A 22,705-nucleotide genomic window follows, 5' to 3' on the forward strand; every position below is an offset into this window, starting at 1 on the left:
AACAACATGAATTTAACCATCAGGCAATCCGTCAGACCGCTGAATGCGGATGTAAACAGCGGTCAGACGGATTTTAGGTAAAGACACAAATTAGCATTAATCATTATTGGGATATCTAGTTATCCTCACATTAAAAATTATAAACAAATGAAGCTCTGGCAAAAAGATAAAACCGCATTGAAGGCTGTCGAAAAATTTACCATCGGTAAAGATCAGGAAATGGACATGTTTCTTGCCCCTTTCGATGTACTCGGTTCGTTGGCGCACATCCAGATGCTGGAACAAGTCGGATTGCTCAATCAATCAGAGTTGAACATGCTGACTGATGCACTCAAAGGTATTTATAAACAGATTAAAGCTGGGAAATTCACAGTTGAAGAGGGAATTGAAGACATACACTCACAAGTTGAGTTTGAACTCACCAAAATATTGGGCAATGTTGGAAAAAAAATTCACAGCGGCAGATCACGGAACGATCAGGTCCTGGTTGACATCAAACTTTACCTCAGATCTGAAATAGAAACGATAGTCGTTGAAATTCAAAGACTTTTTTCGCTTCTATTGGAGCAAAGTGAAAAAAATAAGGTGCACTTACTTCCTGGCTATACACATTTACAATTGGCCATGCCCTCCTCCTTTGGCTTGTGGTTTGGTGCTTATGCCGAAAGTCTGGTGGACGATGTGTTGGTGCTACAAAGTGCTTACAAAGTCGCCAATAAAAATCCTTTGGGTTCGGCTGCAGGCTATGGATCTTCCTTTCCGCTCAACAGAACACTAACCACTCAATTGCTGGGCTTTGAAGACCTAAACTATAATGTAGTGTATGCGCAAATGGGAAGAGGGAAAACCGAACGTATTGTTGCATCCGCTTTTTCAAATGTAGCAGCGACTTTGGCCAAGCTTTCGATGGACGCTTGTTTATTCATGAATCAAAATTTCGGATTCATTTCTTTTCCTGATGAACTGACTACCGGCTCCAGCATCATGCCCCACAAAAAAAATCCGGATGTTTTTGAACTCGTAAGGGCCAGGTGCAATCAGTTAATGGCATTGCCAAATGAGATTGCCCTGATGACTGCAAATCTTCCTTCAGGTTATCATCGCGATTTACAATTGATCAAGGAATTGCTTTTCCCAGCCATCCAAAACCTCAAAGATTGTTTACAGATGATTCAGCTGATGTTAGCTAATGTAGTCATCAAGGAAAATATTCTGGAGGACGAGAAATATAAATTTCTTTTCAGTGTAGAGGAGGTTAATAAATTAGTACTTGGCGGCATGCCCTTCAGAGATGCCTATAAAAAAGTTGGTCAGGATATAGAGAGCAATCAATATAATCCCGCCAAAAATATTAACCATACCCATGAAGGTAGTCTTGGTAACCTTTGCACCGAAGAAATTAAGACGCTGATGGAGAAAGCTGTGGCTGAATTTAATTTCAGGAAAACAAATGAAGCCATCAACAAGTTGGTGAGTTAAAACAACATGAGTCTTTAGTGCACTACACACTAAAGACTCATGTAATTATTAATCCTGATGTGCTTCGCCTATTCTATAGCGGAATCCTGCATAAAACATTCTTCCAAAAATAGGACCCCACACCATTGACGTGTCAAAATTATTGTTTGCGTTAAAGGGATCATTAGCCCCTACTATCGGGCTATCCAAAGTATAGTCACTCAAATTCTCAACGCCTAAATAAACACTCCAGGGTTTTTTAAAATCCTTAGTCACCTGACTACTCATCAGCACATAGGAAGGAGAAACAGAGGGCAATTGATTCTGTACTTCGTTCAAAGAAGTATCAGGTATACGTTGCTCACCTAACCACTGAACAGTATAATCAAACTTCCAGCCATTGCGTGTTTCATAACCCAGGTTTACAAATGCCCGGTGTTTAGGAATGAGCGGTCTCTGCAATCTGCCATCCAGATAATCAGTTTGCACATCCAGCCAACGGTAGGCTAATCGAATATCTAACCTGCGTATCAATTCGTAGTCAACTTGAAATTGTAAGCTGTGTGAAAACGATCTATCTGTTAAACCAAAGAAATTAGCCTGTCTTGTAGACCTATCAAAATCAACCACTGCCTGATTTTCAAAGTCAGTATAGAAATAATCGATCACGATATTACCCGAACGGTAATCAAGGGTAAAATCCTGTGAGAAATTCAAACCATAGTTCCAGGCCATATCTGGTTTAAACCCATAGGCATAATCAGATTGCAGCTTTGTGAAAACCAATTGGCGTGCTGAAGCCAGCACACCTGTATTCTCTGTTAACAAATTCGCCAAGCGAATGCCACGACCTGCAGATGCACGCAGTGCTGTAGTTTCTGTTAACAAGAAACGTGTATGCACACGTGGTGTAAAAAGAGTACCCAATAAATTATGGTAATCAACACGCATGCCGGCAATTACTTGAATATTTTTATGGTTGTCATAATCATATTCAAAAAATGCACCCGCTACATTTTCCGTTCTGCCGAAATCAACTTCTTGTGTTACATCCGTGCTGCCATCCTGGTTTTCAATAATAATGAATGATGCAGGGTTAACTGTATTTACAGCAAACTGTTCATCATAATCATCGTATAAAAAGCTAAGTCCGGTTTTAAACTTATGCGAGTTATTACCAATGATTGATTGGTAAATCAAATTCGCATAGGCAGAACGTTCCTCGGCTTCGTGAATGTTAAAACCAAAGTAACTGTCATGCTGATGTTGTGTGGCTGACAATTGCAAGCCTACACTCTTGTAAGGCTGACCTTTAAATTGATAGCCGACCTTTCCCCAGGCTTCGTAGCGATCTGTATTGATTTCAAAGCCATACCGATTTGTGGTGAACTTGTCTTCATCCGTAAAATCAGTCTGCCCACCTTGCTTGGTATCGCGTAAAGCTTTTACACCAAACTGACCTAACCAGCCAGTGCCACTGCTGTACACCCATCGGTTAATAAAATTGATTTGCGAGCCTGTAGGAAAATCAAGGAAGCCATCTTTATTCTGATCCATTTCAAAAGGGCGCGTGCTACCATGAAGCAACAAAGTTGTTGCCCACTTCTTACTGGGGTGCGCTGTCACGTTCGCATTCAGCTCACTCCTCCCTGATTCATTTACATAACCATTCAGGTAAAAAGTTTCACTCTCTTCAGGCTTCTTCAGTTCAACGTTTATTTGTCCTGCAATGCTTTCATAACCATTCACGACAGAACCTACACCTTTCGTTACCTGAATGGAATTAATCCAGGTACCTGGTATAAATTGTATACCCTGACTTCCAGCCAGACCACGTACCCCCGGCATATTCTCGATAGAGATCATCGTGTTTGGCCCTGCCAGGCCTAACATTTGAATTTGTCGTGTTCCAGTAATGGCATCAGTAAAAGCTACATCAACAGAAGGATTTGTTTCAAAGCTTTCTGAAAGATTGCAACAAGCAGCTTTAAACAGTTCTTTCTCTGTCATCACAACGGTATTGATAGGCTTCAATTGATCAAGTCCACTTGAGGAGCGCCAACCTTGTACAGTAACCTCATCCAACACCTGATCGGAAGCGAGTACTACCTTTATACTTGTTTGGCTGGTAATGGTAAGTGTATCGCTTTTATAACCCACAAAACTGATGACCAATTTTGTGGAACCCTCAACAAGGTCGATCATGAAAACACCATTCTCTCCGGTATTGGTGCCTTTGCTTGTACCCAGCCAATACACATTAGCACCAGGTAATGCCTGATCTACGCCACTGGCATTTTTCTCTGTTACCAATCCCATTAATTTTTGCGCATTACCCTCCAGGGAAATGAGCAATACCATCCCCATCAAAACGGGAATGGATTTTATCCATTGATATCGCATGGATTATAAATTAACGGTGGTCGCCATCTTCCATACCACTATGATCGTGGTCGCGGTATAAGCAGCAGAATGGAAGCTTAGCATACACTTCATCTTTTGCCTTGGCTTTGTCGGTATCATGCCCAACCTCTGCAATAAACTTATGTATTTCGAGTTCCGTTAGTTTATCAGAATTATAAACGACAGAAAGATTTTTGGTTTTTGCATCCCAACTTGCTGTCTTAATACCGGTTCGATCTAAAGCCTTTTGGATGCGTGCTTTGCACATACCGCAATTGCCATAAACTTTAATTTCAGTTTTAACAACCTTAGAGGACTGGCCAAAAGATGTTAGGGATAACAATAAGGAGAATATAAGAATGAATGTATTTTTCATAAATGCTAAGTTAACGTTTATCTACTAATTCTAACTTCTGTATGCGTCTGAGAGCGTATTGAACTGGCAGAAGCATGTATTGTACGAAATCGAATTAGTCTAATTGTTTTATAAGTAAAAAATGTGCCAAAGGCATATCAGTATATTAACTGATGTTTAAGACGTCAACTCCTCTTCGTAAAGGGTATAAGCACAGAATATTTTGTACAGTGGCTCTTTAGGTGGGGGTAAATTATTATTCAGGTGAAAATCTGACTCATTGTTAGCCAATGAGGAGGTTATTTGCAAACCTGTATTGTAAAGTTCTGCGATTGGAAAGTAAACAGGTGCTGTTAATGAAAGTGCAGAAGTTGCAGTTTGGTCATTGTCTATCACAATGAGTTCAGACACATCGTGACAGCATGAATTTTTTTCCAAATTTGAGAGAAACAGGCTGCAACCGCATCGTTTAGCCTCGAAAGTATAGAAAATAGAGGAACTCTCCCTGCCCATGCAGTAGTGGGTGGTTTTAACCACTCCTACTGACAGGTGCAGGTAAACACATGTGAACGCTATGGCAAAAAGCTTTATCACTGTGTGGAGAGAACCATAAAATAACGGGGTAGGTTTCACTTTTCCTAAAGAATTTTAGAAACTTTGTTAAAGCGGAAAAATTGGCTTTTTTCGTGCCAAAATAGCATGGCTCCAGATACCTATAAAACACGCGGTTTACGCAACAAATTAGTGAAAGTCCTTGAAAATAAGGGGATTACAGATTTACGCGTATTACAAGCCATCGCAAAAGTCCCCCGACACGTTTTTTTTGAGAACGCTTTATTGGAACATGCCTACCAAGACAAGGCCTTTCCGATTGGCGAAGGCCAAACCATCTCTCAGCCCTATACGGTGGCTTTTCAAAGTGAGAAGTTGGAAATAAAGCCAAAAGACAAGGTTTTGGAAATTGGCACCGGTTCGGGCTATCAAGCCTGCATTTTAGTTGAATTAGGAGCCATTGTTTATACAATTGAGTATAATAAAGTACTGTTTGAGAGGACTAAAAAATTTCTTCCCGAATTGGGATATAAGCCATACTTTTTTCATGGCGATGGCTCCAAAGGTTTACCCGCCAAAGCACCTTTTGACAAAATTATAGTGACAGCCGGGGCTCCTGTCCTACCCGATGCATTGACTGATCAGTTGGCTGAGGGTGGCATTTTGATAATACCCATAGGCGACAAGGATAAGCAGAAGATGGTGCGCATTCGTAAAAAGAATGGCAAACTAATCCAGGAGGATTATGACTATTTTGCCTTTGTTCCTTTATTAGGTGAACAGGGTTGGAATAAATGAAGGTTTAATTCCAAAATTCAGATTCAAAATTTGAAATAATTACGGTAGGTGCACATTTTAATGCAATTTTGAACCTTGAATATTGAATTTTAATATTCTGAAGCGAATAGAACCTATCTGATTTTTAAAATGGCAAAAAAGAAAAAGACCCCCAGCGAATCCTTTGTAAGCATGACTGAACTTGTGCTGCCTAACGATACCAATACACTTAATAATTTAATGGGTGGACGACTAATGCATTGGATGGATATTGTATCGGCCATTTCCGCGCAAAAGCACTCTAATAGAATTGTGGTAACGGCCTCGGTCGACAATATTTCTTTTAAACATCCCATTCGCCTTGGCAATGTTGTAACGTTGAAAGCAAGAGTGACTCGCGCCTTCAATTCTTCTATGGAAGTACGAATCGATGTAGATGCCGAAGATATACCAGCCAATCAAAAAGTAGAAAGCAATAGTGCCTACTTTACTTTTGTTGCGGTAGATCAAAGTGGAAGACCTATAGATGTACCAGAGATAGAGCCAGAAAACGAACTCGAAAAAGAATATTACAATGGTGCCTTACGCAGACGACAACTTCGCCTTATCCTGGCGGGTCGTATGAAACCAAGCGAGGCCAACGAATTAAAATCACTCTTCGATATTAAAGAAGTTTAAGCATGAGTAATGCATATGAATTCTTATACCAGGAAGATCTTTATCAGGCCACGGATGCTACAATAATCTTGATTGATCAATCTTGGACAACAATAAGTGAAGCTGACAAGGTCTTACTAAGCAAAATTCTTGGCTCCGTTAAAATTTCCATCGAACAAGTAACAATTCTTGAGGCTGGTAAAATAAGTCTCACAGAGTTAAGCCAGTATAATCCTTCGAGGATAATCGCCTTTGGAACCATAATCTCCGAAAGTGAAGCTCCTTATAAGAATCAAAAGCAAGGCAATACCTCCTTCATTACCTCAGATACCTTATCTGCATTGGATGATGTAAAGAAAAAGAATCTTTGGGGTGCTCTGAAGCAGATGTTTACCTGATCATTGCTTTCTTAATTTGCATAAAGCTGATTATCAACTTTATAAGTGATATAAAAACGCATTTGTCTGTTTTGTCAGTTCTCCTATCTTTGCCACGCTTTAAAAAGACCACTTTACTCTCGATTACATCGGGAGGGTGGTTTTAACATAAACTGAAAACCTAACGTATCATGGAAAATGTTCTGTACTCTTTGCCTGTTTTCGGGGCGCTGGGTCTTCTCTTCGTAATATGGAAGAGCGCCTGGATCGCTAAACAGGATGCCGGCACTGATAAAATGAAAAAAATTGCCGGACACATAGCAGATGGTGCTATGGCCTTTTTAAAAGCTGAGTATAAAATACTCGTCATCTTCGTTGCCTGTGTAGCAGTTTTATTAGGCTTAACTGCCAGCAGCGAAACCTCTTCTCCGCTTGTTGCTGTATCCTTCGTGTTGGGTGCTTTCACTTCGGCCTTAGCAGGTTTTATTGGTATGCGTGTAGCTACTAAAGCTAACGTTCGCACGACCAATGCTGCCCGCACTTCATTGGGTAAAGCCTTAGAAGTTGCCTTTACAGGTGGTTCTGTAATGGGTATGGGTGTTGTTGGTCTTGGTGTACTAGGCTTAAGTACTTTATTCATAATCTATTCTCAGGTTTTCGGTATCGATACACAAGCCAACCTTACGCAGGTGATTACAGTATTAACCGGATTTTCTTTTGGCGCTTCTTCAATTGCGCTATTTGCTCGCGTAGGTGGTGGTATTTATACCAAAGCTGCTGACGTAGGTGCCGACCTTGTTGGTAAAGTAGAAGCGGGTATCCCAGAAGATCATCCTTTGAACCCTGCAACTATTGCTGATAACGTTGGTGACAACGTGGGCGATGTAGCTGGTATGGGTGCTGACTTATTCGAATCTTATGTAGGCTCAATTGTGGGTACTATGGTATTAGGTGCTGCTTTTATGGTACCTGGTTTTGTAGATAACTTCAACGGACTTTCATCTGTACTACTTCCCCTTGTACTAGCAGGTGTGGGTATCGTTATGTCATTCTTAGGCACTTTCTTCGTTAAAGTAAAAGAAGGTGGCGATCCTCAAGCAGCCTTAAACAGAGGTGAATTCATCTCATCTGCCTTAATGATTGCAGCCTCTTATTTCATCATCACTAATATGCTTCCTGCAGAATGGTGGTTTAAAGATCCATTGTATGCTTGGGAAAATCCTGAATTAGGTAATCATTATACAGCACTTGGTATTTTCTGGGCTACTGTAATTGGTTTGATTGGCGGCTTGTTAGTAGGTCTTATTACGGAATACTACACTGCCATGGGCAAGAAGCCTGTACTTTCAATTGTTCGTCAATCTTCTACAGGTGCTGCAACAAATATCATCGCTGGTTTAGGCGTGGGTATGATGTCAACAGCACTTCCTATTATCATTATCGCGCTATCTATCATTGGTGCCTTCCATTTTGGTGGCTTATATGGTATCGCTATTGCAGCGGTAGGTATGCTTTCAAACCTTGGCATTCAATTAGCAGTAGATGCTTACGGTCCTATTTCTGATAATGCCGGTGGTATTGCTGAAATGTCTGAGCTCCCTAAAGAAGTTCGTCAACGTACCGATAAGTTGGATGCTGTAGGTAACACTACTGCCGCAATCGGTAAGGGTTTCGCCATTGCTTCAGCAGCGCTCACAGCCCTTGCTTTGTTTGGTGCATTCATGACTACGGCCAACCTTACCACTATTGACGTATCTAAGGCTAATGTAATGGCTGGTTTGTTCATTGGTGGTATGTTGCCTTTTGTATTCTCAGCTATGGCTATGGGTGCAGTAGGTCGTGCGGCCATGAGTATGATTGAAGAAGTAAGAAGACAATTTGCTTCAATTCCTGAACTAAAGGCTGCCTTGGCAGCCATGCGTAAAAACGGTGACAAGGAAATGAAAGACTGGTCGGCTGAAGATCAGAAGACTTTCCAGGATGCCGATGGCAAAGCAGAATACGCGAAATGTGTTGACATCTCTACCAAAGCTGCGATCCGCGAAATGGTATTACCAGGTTTAATGGCAGTAGTTGTTCCGGTTATTATTGCATTCTTACCTGGGTTCGGAGTTGAGTCTTTGGGTGGTATGTTAGCCGGTGTAACTGTTTCGGGTGTATTGATGGCAATTTTCCAATCTAACGCTGGTGGTGCATGGGATAATGCCAAGAAGAGCTTTGAAGAAGGTGTTGAAATTAATGGTCAGATGTACTACAAGAAATCTGAACCACATAAGGCAGCCGTAGTTGGAGATACTGTAGGAGATCCTTTTAAAGATACTTCTGGACCTTCATTGAACATTTTATTAAAGTTAATGTCGGTGGTGGCTCTTGTTATAGCTCCACTAATCGCCCTTGACAAAGAACCTAAAACTACTGAGATAGTAAAGCCTGCTATTGAGGTGGTTAGCCAAACGCCCGCTGAAGAAGTTTCTGAGGGCGTTGAAGGCGCTACAGAGCAGCAATAAACATTCTCTTATACGTTATCCGGAAGCCCTGACAAGCAATTGTCGGGGCTTTTGCTATTTTTGATCAACTGAATAAAGATTTTATGAGATTATTACTGGCACTTTTGTTCATTTCTGCGTCTGGTTATGCACAGACTTCTGTTTTGGGTAAATGGAAAACCATTGATGATGAGACTAATAAGGAAAAATCGGTTGTAGAGATTTTCGAAAAAGGAGGAAAGGTATATGGTAAAATAACCAGGCTTTTCCGTAATAAAAACGAAGATCAGGATCCTGTTTGTCTGGAATGTGATGAAGAGGATGACCGCTTCAAAAAGAAAATTATTGGGATGGAGATCATAAGAGATATGAAAAAGGACGGAACTGAATTTTCCGAAGGAACTATTCTTGATCCCAACAATGGCAAGGTTTACCGATGCAGAATATGGTTAGAAGGAAGTGAATTAAAGGTAAGAGGATATTTAGGTCCATTCTACAGAACGCAAACCTGGCTGCCTTTCAAGTAGATTCAAAGATAAATTCAACAATTAAATAACGAGGCTGGTTACAATTAATCCGGACATGGCATCTAAGTCGACTGAGATGAGCGAAACAGAGATTTTTGACCGTATAAAAGGCGGTGATGAAAAAGCTCTGGAGTTTCTCTATAAAAAGTACTACCGCATGATGACCAAAATGGTTATCACGAACAGTGGTACTGAAGATGAGGCTCGCGACATCTATCAAGACGCGCTGATTGTATTCTGGCAAAAGTGTACATCCGGCAACTTGGTGATGACTTCTAAAATCAGCACTTATATCTATAGCATTTGTCAAAATCTGTGGAGAAAAGAGCTGGAAAGAAAAAAGCGACTCTCTAACGAAGAAAAAGATCTGCCGGTGGCTATTGACACAGAATCGGCTGAACGAGAAAAGATTATAGCGCGTTGTATTGATCAGTTAGGCGAAACTTGTAAGAAAGTATTGATGTATTATTATTTCGATGAACTTTCAATGCAGGAAATAGCAGACAAGCTTGGCTTCGCTAACACAGATACGGCAAAGACTAAAAAATATAAGTGTAAACAAAAGCTTGATGAATTAGTGAAATCACAATACAGCGAGCAAGATTTTCTGGATTGATGTCATGGCAATAGAAAGGGATTTAGAATTGATGGATGATTACCTAGCAAACAGAATGCCGGTAGAGGAGCGTGTTGCCTTTGAAAAAAGAATTGAAAATGAACCAGCGCTTCAAAAAGAAATAAAGCTACAAAACAACGTTGTAGCCTCTCTGCGCAATGCACGCATGGCTGAGCTAAAGAACATGCTCAATAATGTACCTGTCAACAATCTACCCGCCAGCAACAGCACTGTAATTATTAAGGTAGTAGCAGGTATAGCCATTAGCACATTAATAGGAACTTCTATTTACTACTTCCTTAATCAGCCAACAAAACAAGAAGTAGTTAAGCCAAGTCAAAGGGAAGTGGCAGAGGTCCCTGACGAAAATCCTGCTCCAGGTAAAGAGGAACCGCAGCCTGGAACTGAGCAACCTTTAATTATCGAAGAAGAGGATAATAAAAAATCACAACCATTAAACGGCAAGAAAAAGGCAAGAAAAGAGGTGCCCCCAGCACCCGTTGCCGACCCTCAAATTGAGGTGTTCGATCCTACCGCTGAATTAGAGGACGGCTCTAATGAACCTCACGAATCGGAGATTCTTACAAATGATGATATTCCTTCAACATTTGAGCCTAGCATATTGGTGACCGTTGACTCTACCAGTCGTAGACATAATTTCCATTACAAACTGGAAGAAGATGCTTTGTTGCTGTATGGCCCATTCGAGAAAAATCTTTTTGAAATTCTCGAATTCATAAGCGATAATAAACGAACTGCCTTCTTATACTATAAAAACTCTTACTACTTCCTAAAGGAGACAGACAAGACATTAGCGCTTACCCCGGTACAAGACCCTGCCCTGCTTAACAAACTAAGGAAATACAGAACCAAGAACTAGGCAGTTCAGTCAAAAAGCGCGAATACTCCTTTTATTAAATAGTTTCGCAACAGAATAACCTGTTATTCAAGGCGTACAGCCTTGATTCCTTCTATTTTTTTACCACCCCCGCTTGGGCATGCTTCTAAAAACTATACCTTTGGAAGTCATGAAGTATACTTCGCGCAAAAAACTAGGCAGCTACCCCACTATAGGTGTAATCGTAAGCATTACACTGGCGCTATTCGTTGTTGGCTTGTTTGGTTTGCTTATCATATACTCAGTACAATTAGAAAAGGTAGTGAGAGAAAATGTGAAAATGCAGGTTTACTTAAATGGCAATCTTACAGAAACACAAAGACTGCAGATAGAGAATAAAATCATTTCCATGAACTTCGTAAACAAAAACGGAGACAATAAAGGGATAGCTTACATATCTAAAGAAGAGGCAGCTAAAAAGTTTATTGGCGAAACAGGAGAAGATTTCACCCAATTCATTGGCGACAATCCTTTAAAGGATGCTTTCCTCATTAGCATCGATCCGGGATACCATTCAAAAACGGAGATCGAAAAAATAAAGAAAGACATTGAAAAAATAAACGGGGTGTTTGAAGCCTCTTATGTGGAGGGGCTTATCGAATCTATTAACCAAAACATACGAAAAATAGGATTAATACTGCTAGGGTTGGTAAGTCTATTGCTAGTCACAGTAATACTCCTGATTAATAATACCATGCGCATCGCGCTGTTCTCTCAACGTTTTTTAATTCGCAGTATGCAACTAGTGGGTGCTCGACAAAGTTTTATTCAAAGACCATTCTTGCTTAGAGCCGCTATGCTTGGTCTTATTGGTTCCATATTCGCTATTGCACTGCTATTTTCAGTAATCAATTACGCACAATCCGAAATCGAAGATTTAGTATTGTTACACAATCAGGAACATTTTCTTATTCTGGGTGGAAGTATGGCTTTAACTGGTATACTCATCTCAGTGATCAGTTCCTTCTTCTCGATTCGCAAATATTTGCATTTATCTTTAGACGAATTATTCTAGTTATTAACTAAATCATCAAACCGTGGATTCAAAACTTCCTTTCAGCAAAAAAAACTATCAATTGATGATTGCAGGTCTCATCACACTGGTAACGGGTTTTATCATTATGTCTATTGATTCGGAACCATTTGGTTTTGGGTTCCTTGGCATCACCCTAGGACCAATCGTAGTGATGGCTGGGTTTATCATGGGTATCGTTGCTATTCTTTATTCACCAAAGAAGCCTTCATAAACTTCTTCTGTTTTTTCTTTTGTAAAAAAATTCAACATGGAGATTTTTCATGCTATTATACTAGCCATTATTGAAGGGCTAACAGAATTCCTGCCGGTTTCATCAACCGGGCACATGATTATCGGCTCTTCGCTAATGGGTATTGCTTCAGATCCATTTACTAAAATGTTTACAGTAGCTATACAGTTTGGTGCAATCTTATCCGTAATTGTTTTGTATTGGAAAAGATTCTTTCAAACCATCGATTTTTATGTAAAACTTTTTGTGGCTTTTTTACCTGCAGCCATTATTGGTTATTGGTTCAACGGTTACATCGATCAATTACTGGAACGTGTTGATATTGTTGCCTATATGCTTATTGCAGGTGGTGTTATCTTTCTTTTTATCGATAAAATTTTTGAAGAAAATGAAAAGAAGGAAAAATCCATCAATCATTTTATGGCCATCCGCATTGGCTTCTTTCAGGTAATTGCCATGTTGCCGGGTGTTTCCAGATCAGCAGCCACAATCATTGGAGGATTATCCCAAGGCTTAAATAAAAAAACAGCAGCAGAGTTTTCCTTCTTCCTGGCTGTACCCACCATGTTTGCTGCTACATTGTACAAGATGTATAAGTACTTCGACAGTGGCGCCACTTTTGGAAGCTCCGAAATCACCTTATTAGTTATTGGTAATGTTGTGGCTTTTGTAGTCGCGCTACTGGCCATTCGTTCCTTCATAAGTTTTTTAACAAAGCATGGCTTTAAAGTATTTGGTTATTACCGCATTATCCTTGGTGTTATTCTTTTAATTCTCTTGTACAGTGGTGTAGAACTATCTATTGTTTAATGGAAACAATTCAGCAACCGGGGCAAGTATTACTTATTAATAAACCGCTTCATTGGACTTCGTTCGATGTTGTTAAAAAACTACGATACAAACTAAAAATCAAAAAGATTGGGCATGCCGGAACGCTTGATCCATTAGCCACGGGCCTCCTCATTGTTTGCAGCGGTAAAATGACCAAAAGCATCAACGACTTTATGGGCATGGAGAAAGAGTATACAGGTAGTTTAGTCATTGGGCAAACCACAGCCTCTTATGATTTAGAAACAACCCCTACTGATCCTGTCGATATAACACACATCAACGAAGGGACTGTTCAAAATGTGGTAAAAAGCTTTATCGGCTTAATACAACAGACACCTCCTCTACATTCTGCTATAAAAGTAAATGGCAAACGTGCTTATGAACTGGCACGTGCCGGTGAAGCGGCTGAGTTAAAAAAACGTGAAGTAGAGATAAAAGAATTTGAAATAGTCGCAATTGACTTACCACGCATAGACTTTCGCGTTGTATGCTCCAAAGGTACTTACATTAGAAGTCTGGCACGCGATGTTGGTGAATCACTTGGCGTAGGGGCTTATTTATCTGCCTTATGCCGAACACGTATTGGCACTTTCAAATTAGAAGATGCATTACAAGTAGAAGAAGTATTACCTCCACCGCAGACGCTAACTTCAGAATAGATACATTTACGCATGAAGATTTACCACGGTATAGCTGATTTCTCAACGCTGCCTTTTGCAGTAGTCACCAGTGGTACTTTTGATGGTGTTCATATAGGTCATCAAAAGATTTTAAATCGCTTATCGGAAGTATCACAACAACACAAAGCCGAAACAGTGGTTATCACGTTTTGGCCACATCCACGCCTCGTGTTGCACCCTGAAGACGATTCATTGAAATTGCTAAATACTTTTGAGGAGAAAGCTGAGTTGTTGAGTCAACATGGTGTTAAACACCTGATACGTATTCCTTTTACCAAAGAATTTTCACAAATGAGTTCTGAAGAATTTATCACAGAAATTCTTGTTAAAAAAATCGGTACGAAAAAACTTGTCATTGGTTACGATCATCATTTTGGCAAAAATCGTGAGGGCAGTTTTGAACAGTTGAAAGAGAATGCACCACGCTACGGCTTTGAAGTAGAGGAGATATCTCGACAAGATGTCGACAATGTAGGCGTCAGCTCTACTAAAATCAGAAAAGCATTAGAAGCTGGTGACATTGCAACCGCTAATCATTTTTTAGGCAGCAACTACCAACTGACAGGACGTGTTGTGCCTGGTGATAAATTAGGCCGACTGTTGGGATTTCCTACCGCCAACATCGAGATGGACACTAAGTTTAAATTAGTACCCGCTGATGGCATTTACGCAGTTATGGTTCATTACCAAAATATAGTCTATAAAGGCATGCTCTATATTGGCAACAGACCAACAGTAAATGGTATTAAAAGAAATATTGAAGTGAATATTTTTGATTTCAATCAGGATGTTTATGGTGATACCTTGACCATCTCCTTCCACCACCTGATCAGAAACGACAGCAAGTTCAGTGATTTAGAAGGACTCAGCAAACAATTGGCATTAGATAAAATCGATGCGCTTCGCTTATTAAATTAATGATATTAAGATAAATGCTATGATCAACAAAGTTGTTAAAGATGCAGACGAAGCCTTACGCGACATGAGTGATAATGCTGTATTGATGTTAGGGGGCTTCGGACTTAGCGGTATACCAGAAAATTGTATTTCGGCCATACTGAAAAAAGGTGTGAAAGGTTTAACCTGTATTTCTAATAATGCGGGTGTCGATGATTTTGGTATTGGCTTGTTACTCAAGACCAGACAAGTAAAGAAAATGATTTCTTCTTATGTTGGTGAAAATGCAGAGTTTGAACGTCAGTTGCTCTCAGGAGAATTAGAAGTAGAGCTGATCCCGCAAGGTACATTGGCTGAAAGAGTAAGAGCAGGTGGAGCTGGTATTCCGGCTTTCTTTACACCAGCAGGCTATGGTACCGAAGTTGCGCTAGGAAAAGAAACAAGAGAATTCGATGGCAAGATGTATTTGATGGAGCGTTGGCTACGCGCTGATTATTCTATTGTAAAAGCCTGGAAGGGTGATACTGCAGGTAATCTTGTTTACAGAGGTACTGCACGCAACTTTAATCCGATGATGGCAGCCGCAGGAAAAATTACAGTAGCAGAAGTAGAAGAACTTGTTCCCCTAGGCGAATTAGATCCTAATAATATTCACACACCAGGAATTTATGTTCAACGTATTTTTCAGGGTAAAGATTATGAGAAAAGGATTGAGCAGAGGACCATAACCAAGATTTAAGGATTAAAGGATTTGAAGATATGATTCGGTGATGTGGTGATTCGTTGATAAGAAAGAAATTCTCGTGTTAAACACAGCTTACTGATGAACGTATTAAGTGATTTATTCAAAAGTCCTTTTTATATGGAGGTAACTAAGAAATATAACCCTGAACTAAAAGAGAATCTAATTGTATCTCTTACCTTTCAATTTGCATTGGCTATTGTAAAATTTGCTGAAATACTTGAGAGCAATAGAAAGTTTGCCGTAGCTAATCAGTTAATTCGATCTGGAACTTCAATTGGCGCAAATGTTCGTGAGGCTCAAAATGCAGAATCAAGAGCTGATTTTATTCACAAAATTAAACTAGCAGCGAAAGAAGCGGACGAAACCGAATATTGGTTAGAGATTTGTCATGAAACTGAATCCTATCCAAATTGTGATGAGCTACTTTCACAAATACTCAGCATTAAAAAAGTGTTATCAAAAATAATATCATCTTCTAAGGCAAAGCCCAACTAAAATCAACGAATCATCATATCAACACATAAGCACATCAACAAATTAGATTTATGTTAGACAAAATCGGAATAGCAAAACGTATCGCACAAGAAGTTAGAGATGGTATGTATATCAACTTAGGTATTGGTATTCCTACACTTGTGGCTAATTACATTCCTGCAGACCTTAATGTTGTACTGCAATCAGAAAATGGATTGCTAGGTATCGGCCCCTTCCCTACTGAAGACAAAGTCGATCCAGATTTGATTAATGCGGGTAAGCAAACCATTACCATGATGCCTGGCTCGGCACTTTTCAATTCTGCCGAAAGTTTCGCCATGATACGTGGTGGTCATGTTGATTTAACTATTCTCGGTGCCATGGAAGTATCTGAGCGGGGAGATATTGCTAACTGGAAAGTACCTGGCAAAATGGTGAAGGGCATGGGCGGTGCTATGGACTTAGTTGCTTCGGCCAAACACATCATTGTAGCCATGCAGCATTGTAGTAAAGATGGCGCATCCAAACTGTTGAAAGAATGTTCGCTTCCGATAACAGGTATCAGATGCGTGAAAAAAATAGTGAGTGATCTGGCTGTGTTGGATGTATTACCTGTAGGCGGTTTTAAGTTGTTAGAACGTGCTCCAGGTGTTTCTGTTGAGCAAATAAAAAATGCAACAGCAGGACGACTTATCATAGAGGGTGATGTTAAAGAAATGAGTATCTAGAAATAATCACTTGTCTTTGTCATCCTAAATCCCTGGTCTGTGTCTTCAAAGAACAGCAAAAACTCATCAAATTTTCAAATCGATTCCATCACATTTCGGTCTGTGAGGACACAGTCCGAGGAATGGAGCAATATATTTAGATAAAGCCCTCAATCAGTTCAAAATTCACCTTTCGTATCGCTTAAAGGCTTATTTTATACGCTTTTTCATCAGAATTTATCAATCCAAAATAAAAATAGCCTCATTTTTAACCCATCTTTGATTAAATGCATACTTTTGCAGCCGAAACTGCTTAAAAAACATACCACTTATGGCACATTTGCGCTTCAAAGCCCTTGACCAATTGGCCACCAGGCCTAAAATTAATGTTGAATTGCCTTCTGCTAAGATCTCCGACTTCTTTGGTGAGAGTGTTTTCACTATTGAAGAAATGAGAGCGACTTTAGCTCCAGCTGTCTTTAAAAAAGTAAGTCAAGCCATCCGCAATGGTGAAAAAATTGATGAAGTGACTGCAGATGCAGTAGCTTCAGCAGCCAAAAGCTGGGCTATTACTAAAGGTGCTACCCATTTTACACACTGGTTCCAACCCCTAACAGGTGGTACCGCTGAAAAACATGATAGCTTCTTTGATGGCACCTCTGGAATTGAAAAATTTAAAGGAAGTGAATTAGTTCAACAAGAACCTGATGCTTCTTCTTTCCCCAGTGGTGGTATCCGTAGCACTTTCGAAGCCCGTGGTTATACAGCCTGGGATCCTTCCTCACCAATGTTTCTGTATGGAAAGACTTTATGTATCCCTACCATCTTTGTTTCTTACACAGGTGAAACATTAGACACAAAAGCATCATTATTAAAAGCAATAAAAGTTGTTGATAAAGCTGCCACTAAAGTTGCTCAGTTATTTGACCGTGAGATTACAAAGGTTACTGCATCATTGGGTATTGAGCAAGAGTACTTCCTTGTAGATGAAGCTTTATATATGGCTCGTCCTGACTTGGTAATGGCTGGTCGTTCAGTATTTGGTCATGCACCTGCACGTGGTCAGCAGTTAGAGGATCACTATTTTGGTTCTATCCCTGCACGTGCTTACGACTTCATGAAAGAATTTGAAGTTGAAGCCTGGAAACTTGGTATTCCATTGCGCACGCGCCACAACGAAGTGGCTCCTAGCCAATTTGAAGTAGCCCCTATGTTTGAAGAAGTAAACGTAGCCAACGACCACAACCAATTATTAATGGATGTGATGGGGCGTGTTGCAGAGAAACATAATCTACGCGTGTTATTCCATGAAAAACCTTTTGCAGGGGTAAATGGTAGTGGTAAGCATAACAACTGGTCTTTGATTACTGACACTGGCGTTAACTTGTTTGCCCCTAGCAGTAGCGCACGTGATAATCTCATGTTCCTCACTTTCTTTGTTACCACTGTAAAAGCAGTGCATGAACATGCTGATCTATTAAGAGCAAGTATTGCCACAGCAGCGAATGATTTCCGTTTGGGTGCCAATGAAGCACCTCCGGCTATCATGTCTACATTCTTGGGTTCGCAAATGAGTGCTGTGCTTGATGAATTAGAAAGCAAGGGTAACGTTAAAATTGAGAAAGGTGATAACATGTATATGAAGTTGGGTATTGATCATATACCTGAAATTATACTTGACAATACAGATCGTAACCGTACTTCGCCTTTTGCCTTTACTGGTAATAAGTTTGAGTTTCGTGCAGTTGGTTCAAGCGACAATTGCGCCACAGCTATGACGGCCTTGAATGTAATTGTAGCTGATCAGTTAGAAAAACTGCATGAGGAAGTAAGCCAAGATATTGAAAAGGGAACTGAAAAAAGATTAGCGATCGTAAACGTATTAAGACGTTATATTAAAGAATCCAAAACTATTCGTTTTGAAGGCGATGGTTATAGTGATGAGTGGGTTAAAGAAGCTGCAAAACGCGGTTTGTCTAACCACAAAAACATGCCAGCAGCGGTTAAGGCTTATTTGACTAAAAAATCAATTGAGTTATTTGAACGCCACGGCATCTATAACCATAAAGAGGTTGAAGCACGTCAAGAGATTAAATTGGAATCTTACATTAAACGTGTGCAAATAGAATCTCGTGTTATGGGAGATCTGGCTATCAATCATATTATTCCTACTGCTATCGCTTACCAGAGTAAGTTAATAGACAATGCTAATGGCTTGAAAGGCTTAGGTATCGACAATAAAGCAGTGGTAAAAACCATTCAGGAGATCAGCGGACACATTGAAACCATTAAAACCAATGTGCACAACATGATTGAGGAGCGTAAGCGAATTAATAAAATGACTGATGCCCATGAAAAAGCAACTGCTTATTGTGAGGATGTGAAGGAGAAATACTTCGAAATTATCCGTGAAGCAGTTGATGATTTAGAACTTTTAGTAAATGATGAGGACTGGCCACTTGTAAAATACAGAGAACTTTTGTTCCTTCGTTAAACCTAAACCTAAACCTATGAAAAGGTGATATCGAGCAATCGATATCGCCTTTTCTGTTTTTAGGCTATTCAGCAGGTTTACTGTTATAAAAAATAGCTATTGAAGAATCGTGATAAGGCATACTTTTTTTAACATTTTCCAGAATACGTTCCGCCTCTTCCCGGCTTTTGAAAAAGCCTAAATAATAATCAACCTTCCCATCTTTTGTCTCATTTGTATGCAAGCCATAGAAAGTATCCAAAGGTGGTACCGGCACCCTGCTATTTGTTTTTTCAACCGTAAATAATTTGATGCTATAACTTGTTGAATCGAAATGCAGAAGTCTGCTTTCATTAACATTTGCGTTGTACTTGCTAAAGAGTAGTCTGGAGTCGGTGATAAAAGTTTTAAAATTTTGCTTCGAAAGCTCATCTTTTATAAAACCGGTGGTATCATTCTCAAAAGTAGGCACAGGAAGTACCACATATTTTTTTTGTGCATCGCGATGTACATATTGCAAGATATAGTTGACTGAATCGATATGTTTGGTGATAACAGAGTCGTTACGAATTTTAGAAAGATCAATCCGCACCATAGCGCCACCATTTTTATAGCGGTCACGTTGTCCGGAAACAAAATTTCCCAGCGAATAAACTACTAACTGCTGATTCTCTTTATTGAATTGCATCGGTTGCAATACATGTGGGTGTGCACCAATCACCAATTGAACACCAGAATCAAATAAATACTTAGTCAATACTTTTTGATAGGCATTAGGTTGGGACTGATACTCGCTGCCCCAGTGCATAAAAGCAATGATATAATCTGGGTTTGGTAGTTTTGCCTGTGTTATATCCTTTCTGATTTGTGCGGTATCAATTGCGTTTACAATGGTCGGTTTGGGCACAGGTATGCCATTGGTTCCATAAGTATAATTAAGTAGTGCCAGTTTAAAACCATTTTTTTCAAGTATGAGTGGATAGTCATTCAATCGGCTAGCTTCATCTGTAAAAGTACCTGTATGTACAATCTTAAAACTATCCAGCATTTCAATAGTACGCTCAATACCACGTTTACCCTTATCGCAGGAGTGGTTATTGGCTGTAACCAATACATCGAAACCAACATCCTGTAAATCAACTGCAAGTGCATCTGGTGAGCTGAATGCCGGATACCCCTTATATGGAGCACCCGCAAGCGTAACCTCCAGATTTCCTATTGCTAAATCCGCAGCAGCGATATAGGGTTTTACAAATTGAAAACAACTTGTATAATCGTAACTGCCAGTACTTGCATTATAGGCTGCTGCAATTTGTGAATCGTGTCCCATTACATCGCCAGTAAATAATAAAGACAAGCGCGTTGTGTCCTGCGCAGCCGCATTCAAACCAATAATTAGCAATACAAAAACTAGTTTCAAAATTTTACAATGCTTATTGTTAACTATCTTTACCATACTCTTTGTATCGCAGTAAGCAGATACTTTTATCTTAATTAAACTCTCAAAATTTTATTTTCAATGATTACAAAAACCTGATCATTTTCCTTTGGTGTAATGCGCGCCAATCCTGTAAAGGCACCAAAAGCCGGTAATAAACATTGCTTACTGCCAAAATAAAAGCAGGGTAGGGTTAATCTTTGTTTCCCCTTTCCCACCATGTGTGCACCCGGATGAATATGTCCGGCCATGTTATACAATTCGCCCTCGTAATTTTCTATAGGATGATGTGTGAGCAAGAATGGTTCCAATACTAATTTTTCATGAAGTACAATACCATGCTTTTCGTATTGATGGTTACTTAAAATGTCATGATTACCCAACACCAACTCGAAAGTTTTTTCTCTGAAATGCTTAATTAGCTGTCCAAACTCCTCCCAAGCATCATTGTAATGGCTATGAAATAAATCGCCAAGAAAAATAATCCGTTTTGCTTGTGTTTTCTGAATTAACTCAAGTAACTGCTCAAGATTTTTTTCATCCGCTTTAACAGGAACCGGTACACCGGATTTTCTGAAGTGGTTGATCTTGCCCAGGTGCAAATCGGCCAGTAGTAAGGTTTCTCTGGCAGGCCAGAAAAGGGCTCGTTGAGGCCATAGATGAAGCAACTCATTGGCTATGGTAAAAGAAACTGACTGACTAAGGCTTTTCATTGATCCGGCAAGGTAATAAAGAGCCTGAAACCTGTGCACAGGTGTACAAGCTGAAAGGTATATTTTTACCTTGCGCCCAAATTCAAGTTATGAAGAAGCTCCTGTCTGTATTTATCCTGACTTTCGTGATGAGTACAAATTTGCAAGCACAAAATGCGATTGCCCCTTACTTTTCATATGGTAAAGGGCTTGGCATCACCTCACCCGACAGCCTTTTCATGCTCAATATTCGTTTTCGCATACAAAACCGCTTTGCTTTTGCTACCGAAAGTTTAGAAGACCTGGACATCAAAGAAGTTGAAGCCAGGGTGCGCAGGTTGCGACTTCGTTTTGATGGCTTTATTTACAATCCGAAACTCACCTATGTTATTCAACTTTCTTTCTCCAGAGGAGACATGGATTTTGATGATACTGGTTTTCCTAATGTAGTGCGTGACGCCATTGTTTTATACAGTGTTAATGAACACTTCACCATCGGACTGGGGCAAACCAAACTTCCTGGCAACAGACAAAGGGTAAACTCTTCTGGTGACTTACAACTACCAGATCGCTCAATTGTAAACTCTACCTTTAATGTAGATCGTGATTTTGGTTTACAATTTTATTACAACAACAAGATTGGTTTCATGACTTACGTGGTCAGGGGAGCCATCACTTCTGGCGAAGGAAGAAACGTTACCAAGTCTGATCGTGGTCTGGCTTATACAGGTAGGCTTGAATTACTTCCCTTTGGCTATTTTACTAACGGAGGTGATTACTTTGAAGGTGATTTGAGCCGTGAACCGAAACCAAAGGTGTCGGTGGGACTTACTTATTCCGATAACGAAAATGCTACCCGAACAGGCGGGCAACTTGGTGTATTTTTGCCCCCGGGTGAACAAAGAGATATAGAAACAGGTATGGTTGATTTTTTGCTTAAGTATAATGGATGGGCGCTGGCATCAGAATATTTAAACAGGTCTACAATTGACCCTTTGATTCTTATTGATCCCATTGAATCCGATTACGCATTTATCTACAAAGGACATGGCTTCAATCTTCAGGGCAGTTACTTGTTCAAAAATAACTTGGAACTGGTAAGCCGCTTTTCTGAAGTTAAACCCGATATGGAACTGGCTGATTTTACACCTTATATTAAACAGTACACAATTGGTACCACAAAATACATGAAAGGACATAGAGTTAAGCTCCAATGCGATGTAACTTTGGAACACAGAAAGTGGCTGAGTGATATACAACCTGATAGCAAAAACTGGCAGGTACGGTTTCAGGTTGAGGCCGGAATTTAATTTGATTATCTTGTTTTTTAAACACTTGTTTTTCAGATAGTTAAAATTTATATGGCTTCTTTCATAAAAAAAAGCTTAACATTCGGT

At 39.9% G+C, this 22,705-nt stretch carries 23 protein-coding genes; 18 read left to right on the forward strand and 5 right to left on the reverse strand.

Annotation, left to right across the window (positions count from 1 at the left end):
- Positions 1-147 precede the first annotated feature (147 nt).
- Positions 148-1,479 carry an argininosuccinate lyase gene (gene argH / locus SanaruYs_RS10450; RefSeq protein WP_127122496.1) on the forward strand — a complete coding sequence of 444 codons (1,332 nt, stop codon included), beginning with the start codon at positions 148-150 and terminating at the stop codon, positions 1,477-1,479.
- A 48-nt stretch (positions 1,480-1,527) separates the two neighbouring features.
- Here the strand turns inward: argH and SanaruYs_RS10455 are convergent, their stop codons facing one another.
- From SanaruYs_RS10455 to SanaruYs_RS20545, 3 genes are all read right to left on the reverse strand, one after another.
- The gene (locus tag SanaruYs_RS10455; protein ID WP_127122497.1) at positions 1,528-3,861 is read right to left on the reverse strand and encodes a TonB-dependent receptor; all 2,334 of its coding nucleotides are present in this window, start codon (positions 3,859-3,861) and stop codon (positions 1,528-1,530) included.
- 10 nt (positions 3,862-3,871) lie between these two features.
- The gene (locus SanaruYs_RS10460; RefSeq protein ID WP_127122498.1) at positions 3,872-4,237 is read right to left on the reverse strand and encodes a heavy-metal-associated domain-containing protein; all 366 of its coding nucleotides are present in this window, start codon (positions 4,235-4,237) and stop codon (positions 3,872-3,874) included.
- Between the two features lie 156 nt (positions 4,238-4,393).
- A complete protein-coding gene (locus tag SanaruYs_RS20545) occupies positions 4,394-4,849 on the reverse strand; it encodes an HYC_CC_PP family protein (protein WP_502697142.1) in 456 nt (151 codons plus the stop codon).
- A 66-nt stretch (positions 4,850-4,915) separates the two neighbouring features.
- Between SanaruYs_RS20545 and SanaruYs_RS10470 the strand changes: the two genes are divergently transcribed.
- From SanaruYs_RS10470 to SanaruYs_RS10545, 16 genes are all read left to right on the forward strand, one after another.
- Positions 4,916-5,566: a protein-L-isoaspartate(D-aspartate) O-methyltransferase gene (locus tag SanaruYs_RS10470; protein ID WP_127122500.1), complete on the forward strand. Its 651-nt coding sequence runs from the start codon at positions 4,916-4,918 to the stop codon at positions 5,564-5,566.
- A gap of 129 nt (positions 5,567-5,695) precedes the next feature.
- Entirely contained in the window at positions 5,696-6,223 is a 528-nt protein-coding gene (locus SanaruYs_RS10475; RefSeq protein WP_127122501.1) for an acyl-CoA thioesterase, read from the forward strand.
- 2 nt (positions 6,224-6,225) lie between these two features.
- Positions 6,226-6,600 (forward strand): hypothetical protein, encoded by a 375-nt coding sequence (locus SanaruYs_RS10480; RefSeq protein ID WP_127122502.1) that lies wholly within the window; start codon positions 6,226-6,228, stop codon positions 6,598-6,600.
- Between the two features lie 170 nt (positions 6,601-6,770).
- Positions 6,771-9,086, forward strand: coding sequence for a sodium-translocating pyrophosphatase (locus SanaruYs_RS10485; RefSeq protein WP_127122503.1), 2,316 nt, complete (start codon positions 6,771-6,773; stop codon positions 9,084-9,086).
- Positions 9,087-9,169: 83 nt separating this feature from the next.
- Positions 9,170-9,592, forward strand: a complete 423-nt coding sequence (locus tag SanaruYs_RS10490) for a DUF2147 domain-containing protein (protein WP_127122504.1) — start codon at positions 9,170-9,172, stop codon at positions 9,590-9,592.
- 55 nt (positions 9,593-9,647) lie between these two features.
- A complete protein-coding gene (locus tag SanaruYs_RS10495; RefSeq protein ID WP_306307931.1) occupies positions 9,648-10,208 on the forward strand; it encodes an RNA polymerase sigma factor in 561 nt (186 codons plus the stop codon).
- A gap of 4 nt (positions 10,209-10,212) precedes the next feature.
- Positions 10,213-11,088 (forward strand): anti-sigma factor, encoded by an 876-nt coding sequence (locus SanaruYs_RS10500; protein WP_127122505.1) that lies wholly within the window; start codon positions 10,213-10,215, stop codon positions 11,086-11,088.
- A 148-nt stretch (positions 11,089-11,236) separates the two neighbouring features.
- On the forward strand, positions 11,237-12,121 hold the full coding sequence (locus SanaruYs_RS10505; protein ID WP_170177233.1) for a cell division protein FtsX: 885 nt from the start codon (positions 11,237-11,239) through the stop codon (positions 12,119-12,121).
- 22 nt (positions 12,122-12,143) lie between these two features.
- Positions 12,144-12,353 (forward strand): DUF3098 domain-containing protein, encoded by a 210-nt coding sequence (locus tag SanaruYs_RS10510; RefSeq protein WP_246011887.1) that lies wholly within the window; start codon positions 12,144-12,146, stop codon positions 12,351-12,353.
- 36 nt (positions 12,354-12,389) lie between these two features.
- Positions 12,390-13,181 (forward strand): undecaprenyl-diphosphate phosphatase, encoded by a 792-nt coding sequence (locus SanaruYs_RS10515; protein ID WP_127122507.1) that lies wholly within the window; start codon positions 12,390-12,392, stop codon positions 13,179-13,181.
- Positions 13,181-13,861 carry a tRNA pseudouridine(55) synthase TruB gene (gene truB / locus SanaruYs_RS10520; RefSeq protein ID WP_127122508.1) on the forward strand — a complete coding sequence of 227 codons (681 nt, stop codon included), beginning with the start codon at positions 13,181-13,183 and terminating at the stop codon, positions 13,859-13,861. Before SanaruYs_RS10515 ends, truB begins: the two co-directional genes overlap by 1 nt.
- 12 nt (positions 13,862-13,873) lie before the next feature.
- Positions 13,874-14,800, forward strand: coding sequence for a bifunctional riboflavin kinase/FAD synthetase (locus SanaruYs_RS10525; protein WP_127122509.1), 927 nt, complete (start codon positions 13,874-13,876; stop codon positions 14,798-14,800).
- 19 nt (positions 14,801-14,819) lie between these two features.
- Positions 14,820-15,518 (forward strand): CoA transferase subunit A, encoded by a 699-nt coding sequence (locus tag SanaruYs_RS10530; protein WP_127122510.1) that lies wholly within the window; start codon positions 14,820-14,822, stop codon positions 15,516-15,518.
- 84 nt (positions 15,519-15,602) lie between these two features.
- Complete coding sequence (locus SanaruYs_RS10535; RefSeq protein ID WP_246011888.1) at positions 15,603-16,019, forward strand: four helix bundle protein; 417 nt, start codon at positions 15,603-15,605, stop codon at positions 16,017-16,019.
- A gap of 50 nt (positions 16,020-16,069) precedes the next feature.
- Positions 16,070-16,726: a 3-oxoacid CoA-transferase subunit B gene (locus SanaruYs_RS10540; RefSeq protein ID WP_127122511.1), complete on the forward strand. Its 657-nt coding sequence runs from the start codon at positions 16,070-16,072 to the stop codon at positions 16,724-16,726.
- Positions 16,727-17,036: 310 nt separating this feature from the next.
- Positions 17,037-19,199 (forward strand): glutamine synthetase III family protein, encoded by a 2,163-nt coding sequence (locus tag SanaruYs_RS10545; protein WP_127122512.1) that lies wholly within the window; start codon positions 17,037-17,039, stop codon positions 19,197-19,199.
- A gap of 64 nt (positions 19,200-19,263) precedes the next feature.
- Here SanaruYs_RS10545 and SanaruYs_RS10550 read toward each other — a convergent pair whose 3' ends face one another.
- Both SanaruYs_RS10550 and pdeM read right to left on the reverse strand, forming a co-directional pair.
- The gene (locus tag SanaruYs_RS10550) at positions 19,264-20,598 is read right to left on the reverse strand and encodes a CapA family protein (RefSeq protein WP_218022414.1); all 1,335 of its coding nucleotides are present in this window, start codon (positions 20,596-20,598) and stop codon (positions 19,264-19,266) included.
- 74 nt (positions 20,599-20,672) lie between these two features.
- Positions 20,673-21,329: a ligase-associated DNA damage response endonuclease PdeM gene (pdeM, locus tag SanaruYs_RS10555; protein WP_127122513.1), complete on the reverse strand. Its 657-nt coding sequence runs from the start codon at positions 21,327-21,329 to the stop codon at positions 20,673-20,675.
- Positions 21,330-21,418: 89 nt separating this feature from the next.
- On the opposite strand from pdeM, the gene SanaruYs_RS10560 reads away from it, so the two are divergent.
- Positions 21,419-22,618 carry a porin gene (locus SanaruYs_RS10560; protein ID WP_127122514.1) on the forward strand — a complete coding sequence of 400 codons (1,200 nt, stop codon included), beginning with the start codon at positions 21,419-21,421 and terminating at the stop codon, positions 22,616-22,618.
- The last annotated feature ends 87 nt before the right edge of the window (positions 22,619-22,705 follow it).

The sequence above is a fragment of the Chryseotalea sanaruensis genome (genome assembly GCF_003990915.1).
Taxonomy (GTDB): Bacteria; Bacteroidota; Bacteroidia; order Cytophagales; family Cyclobacteriaceae; genus Chryseotalea; species Chryseotalea sanaruensis.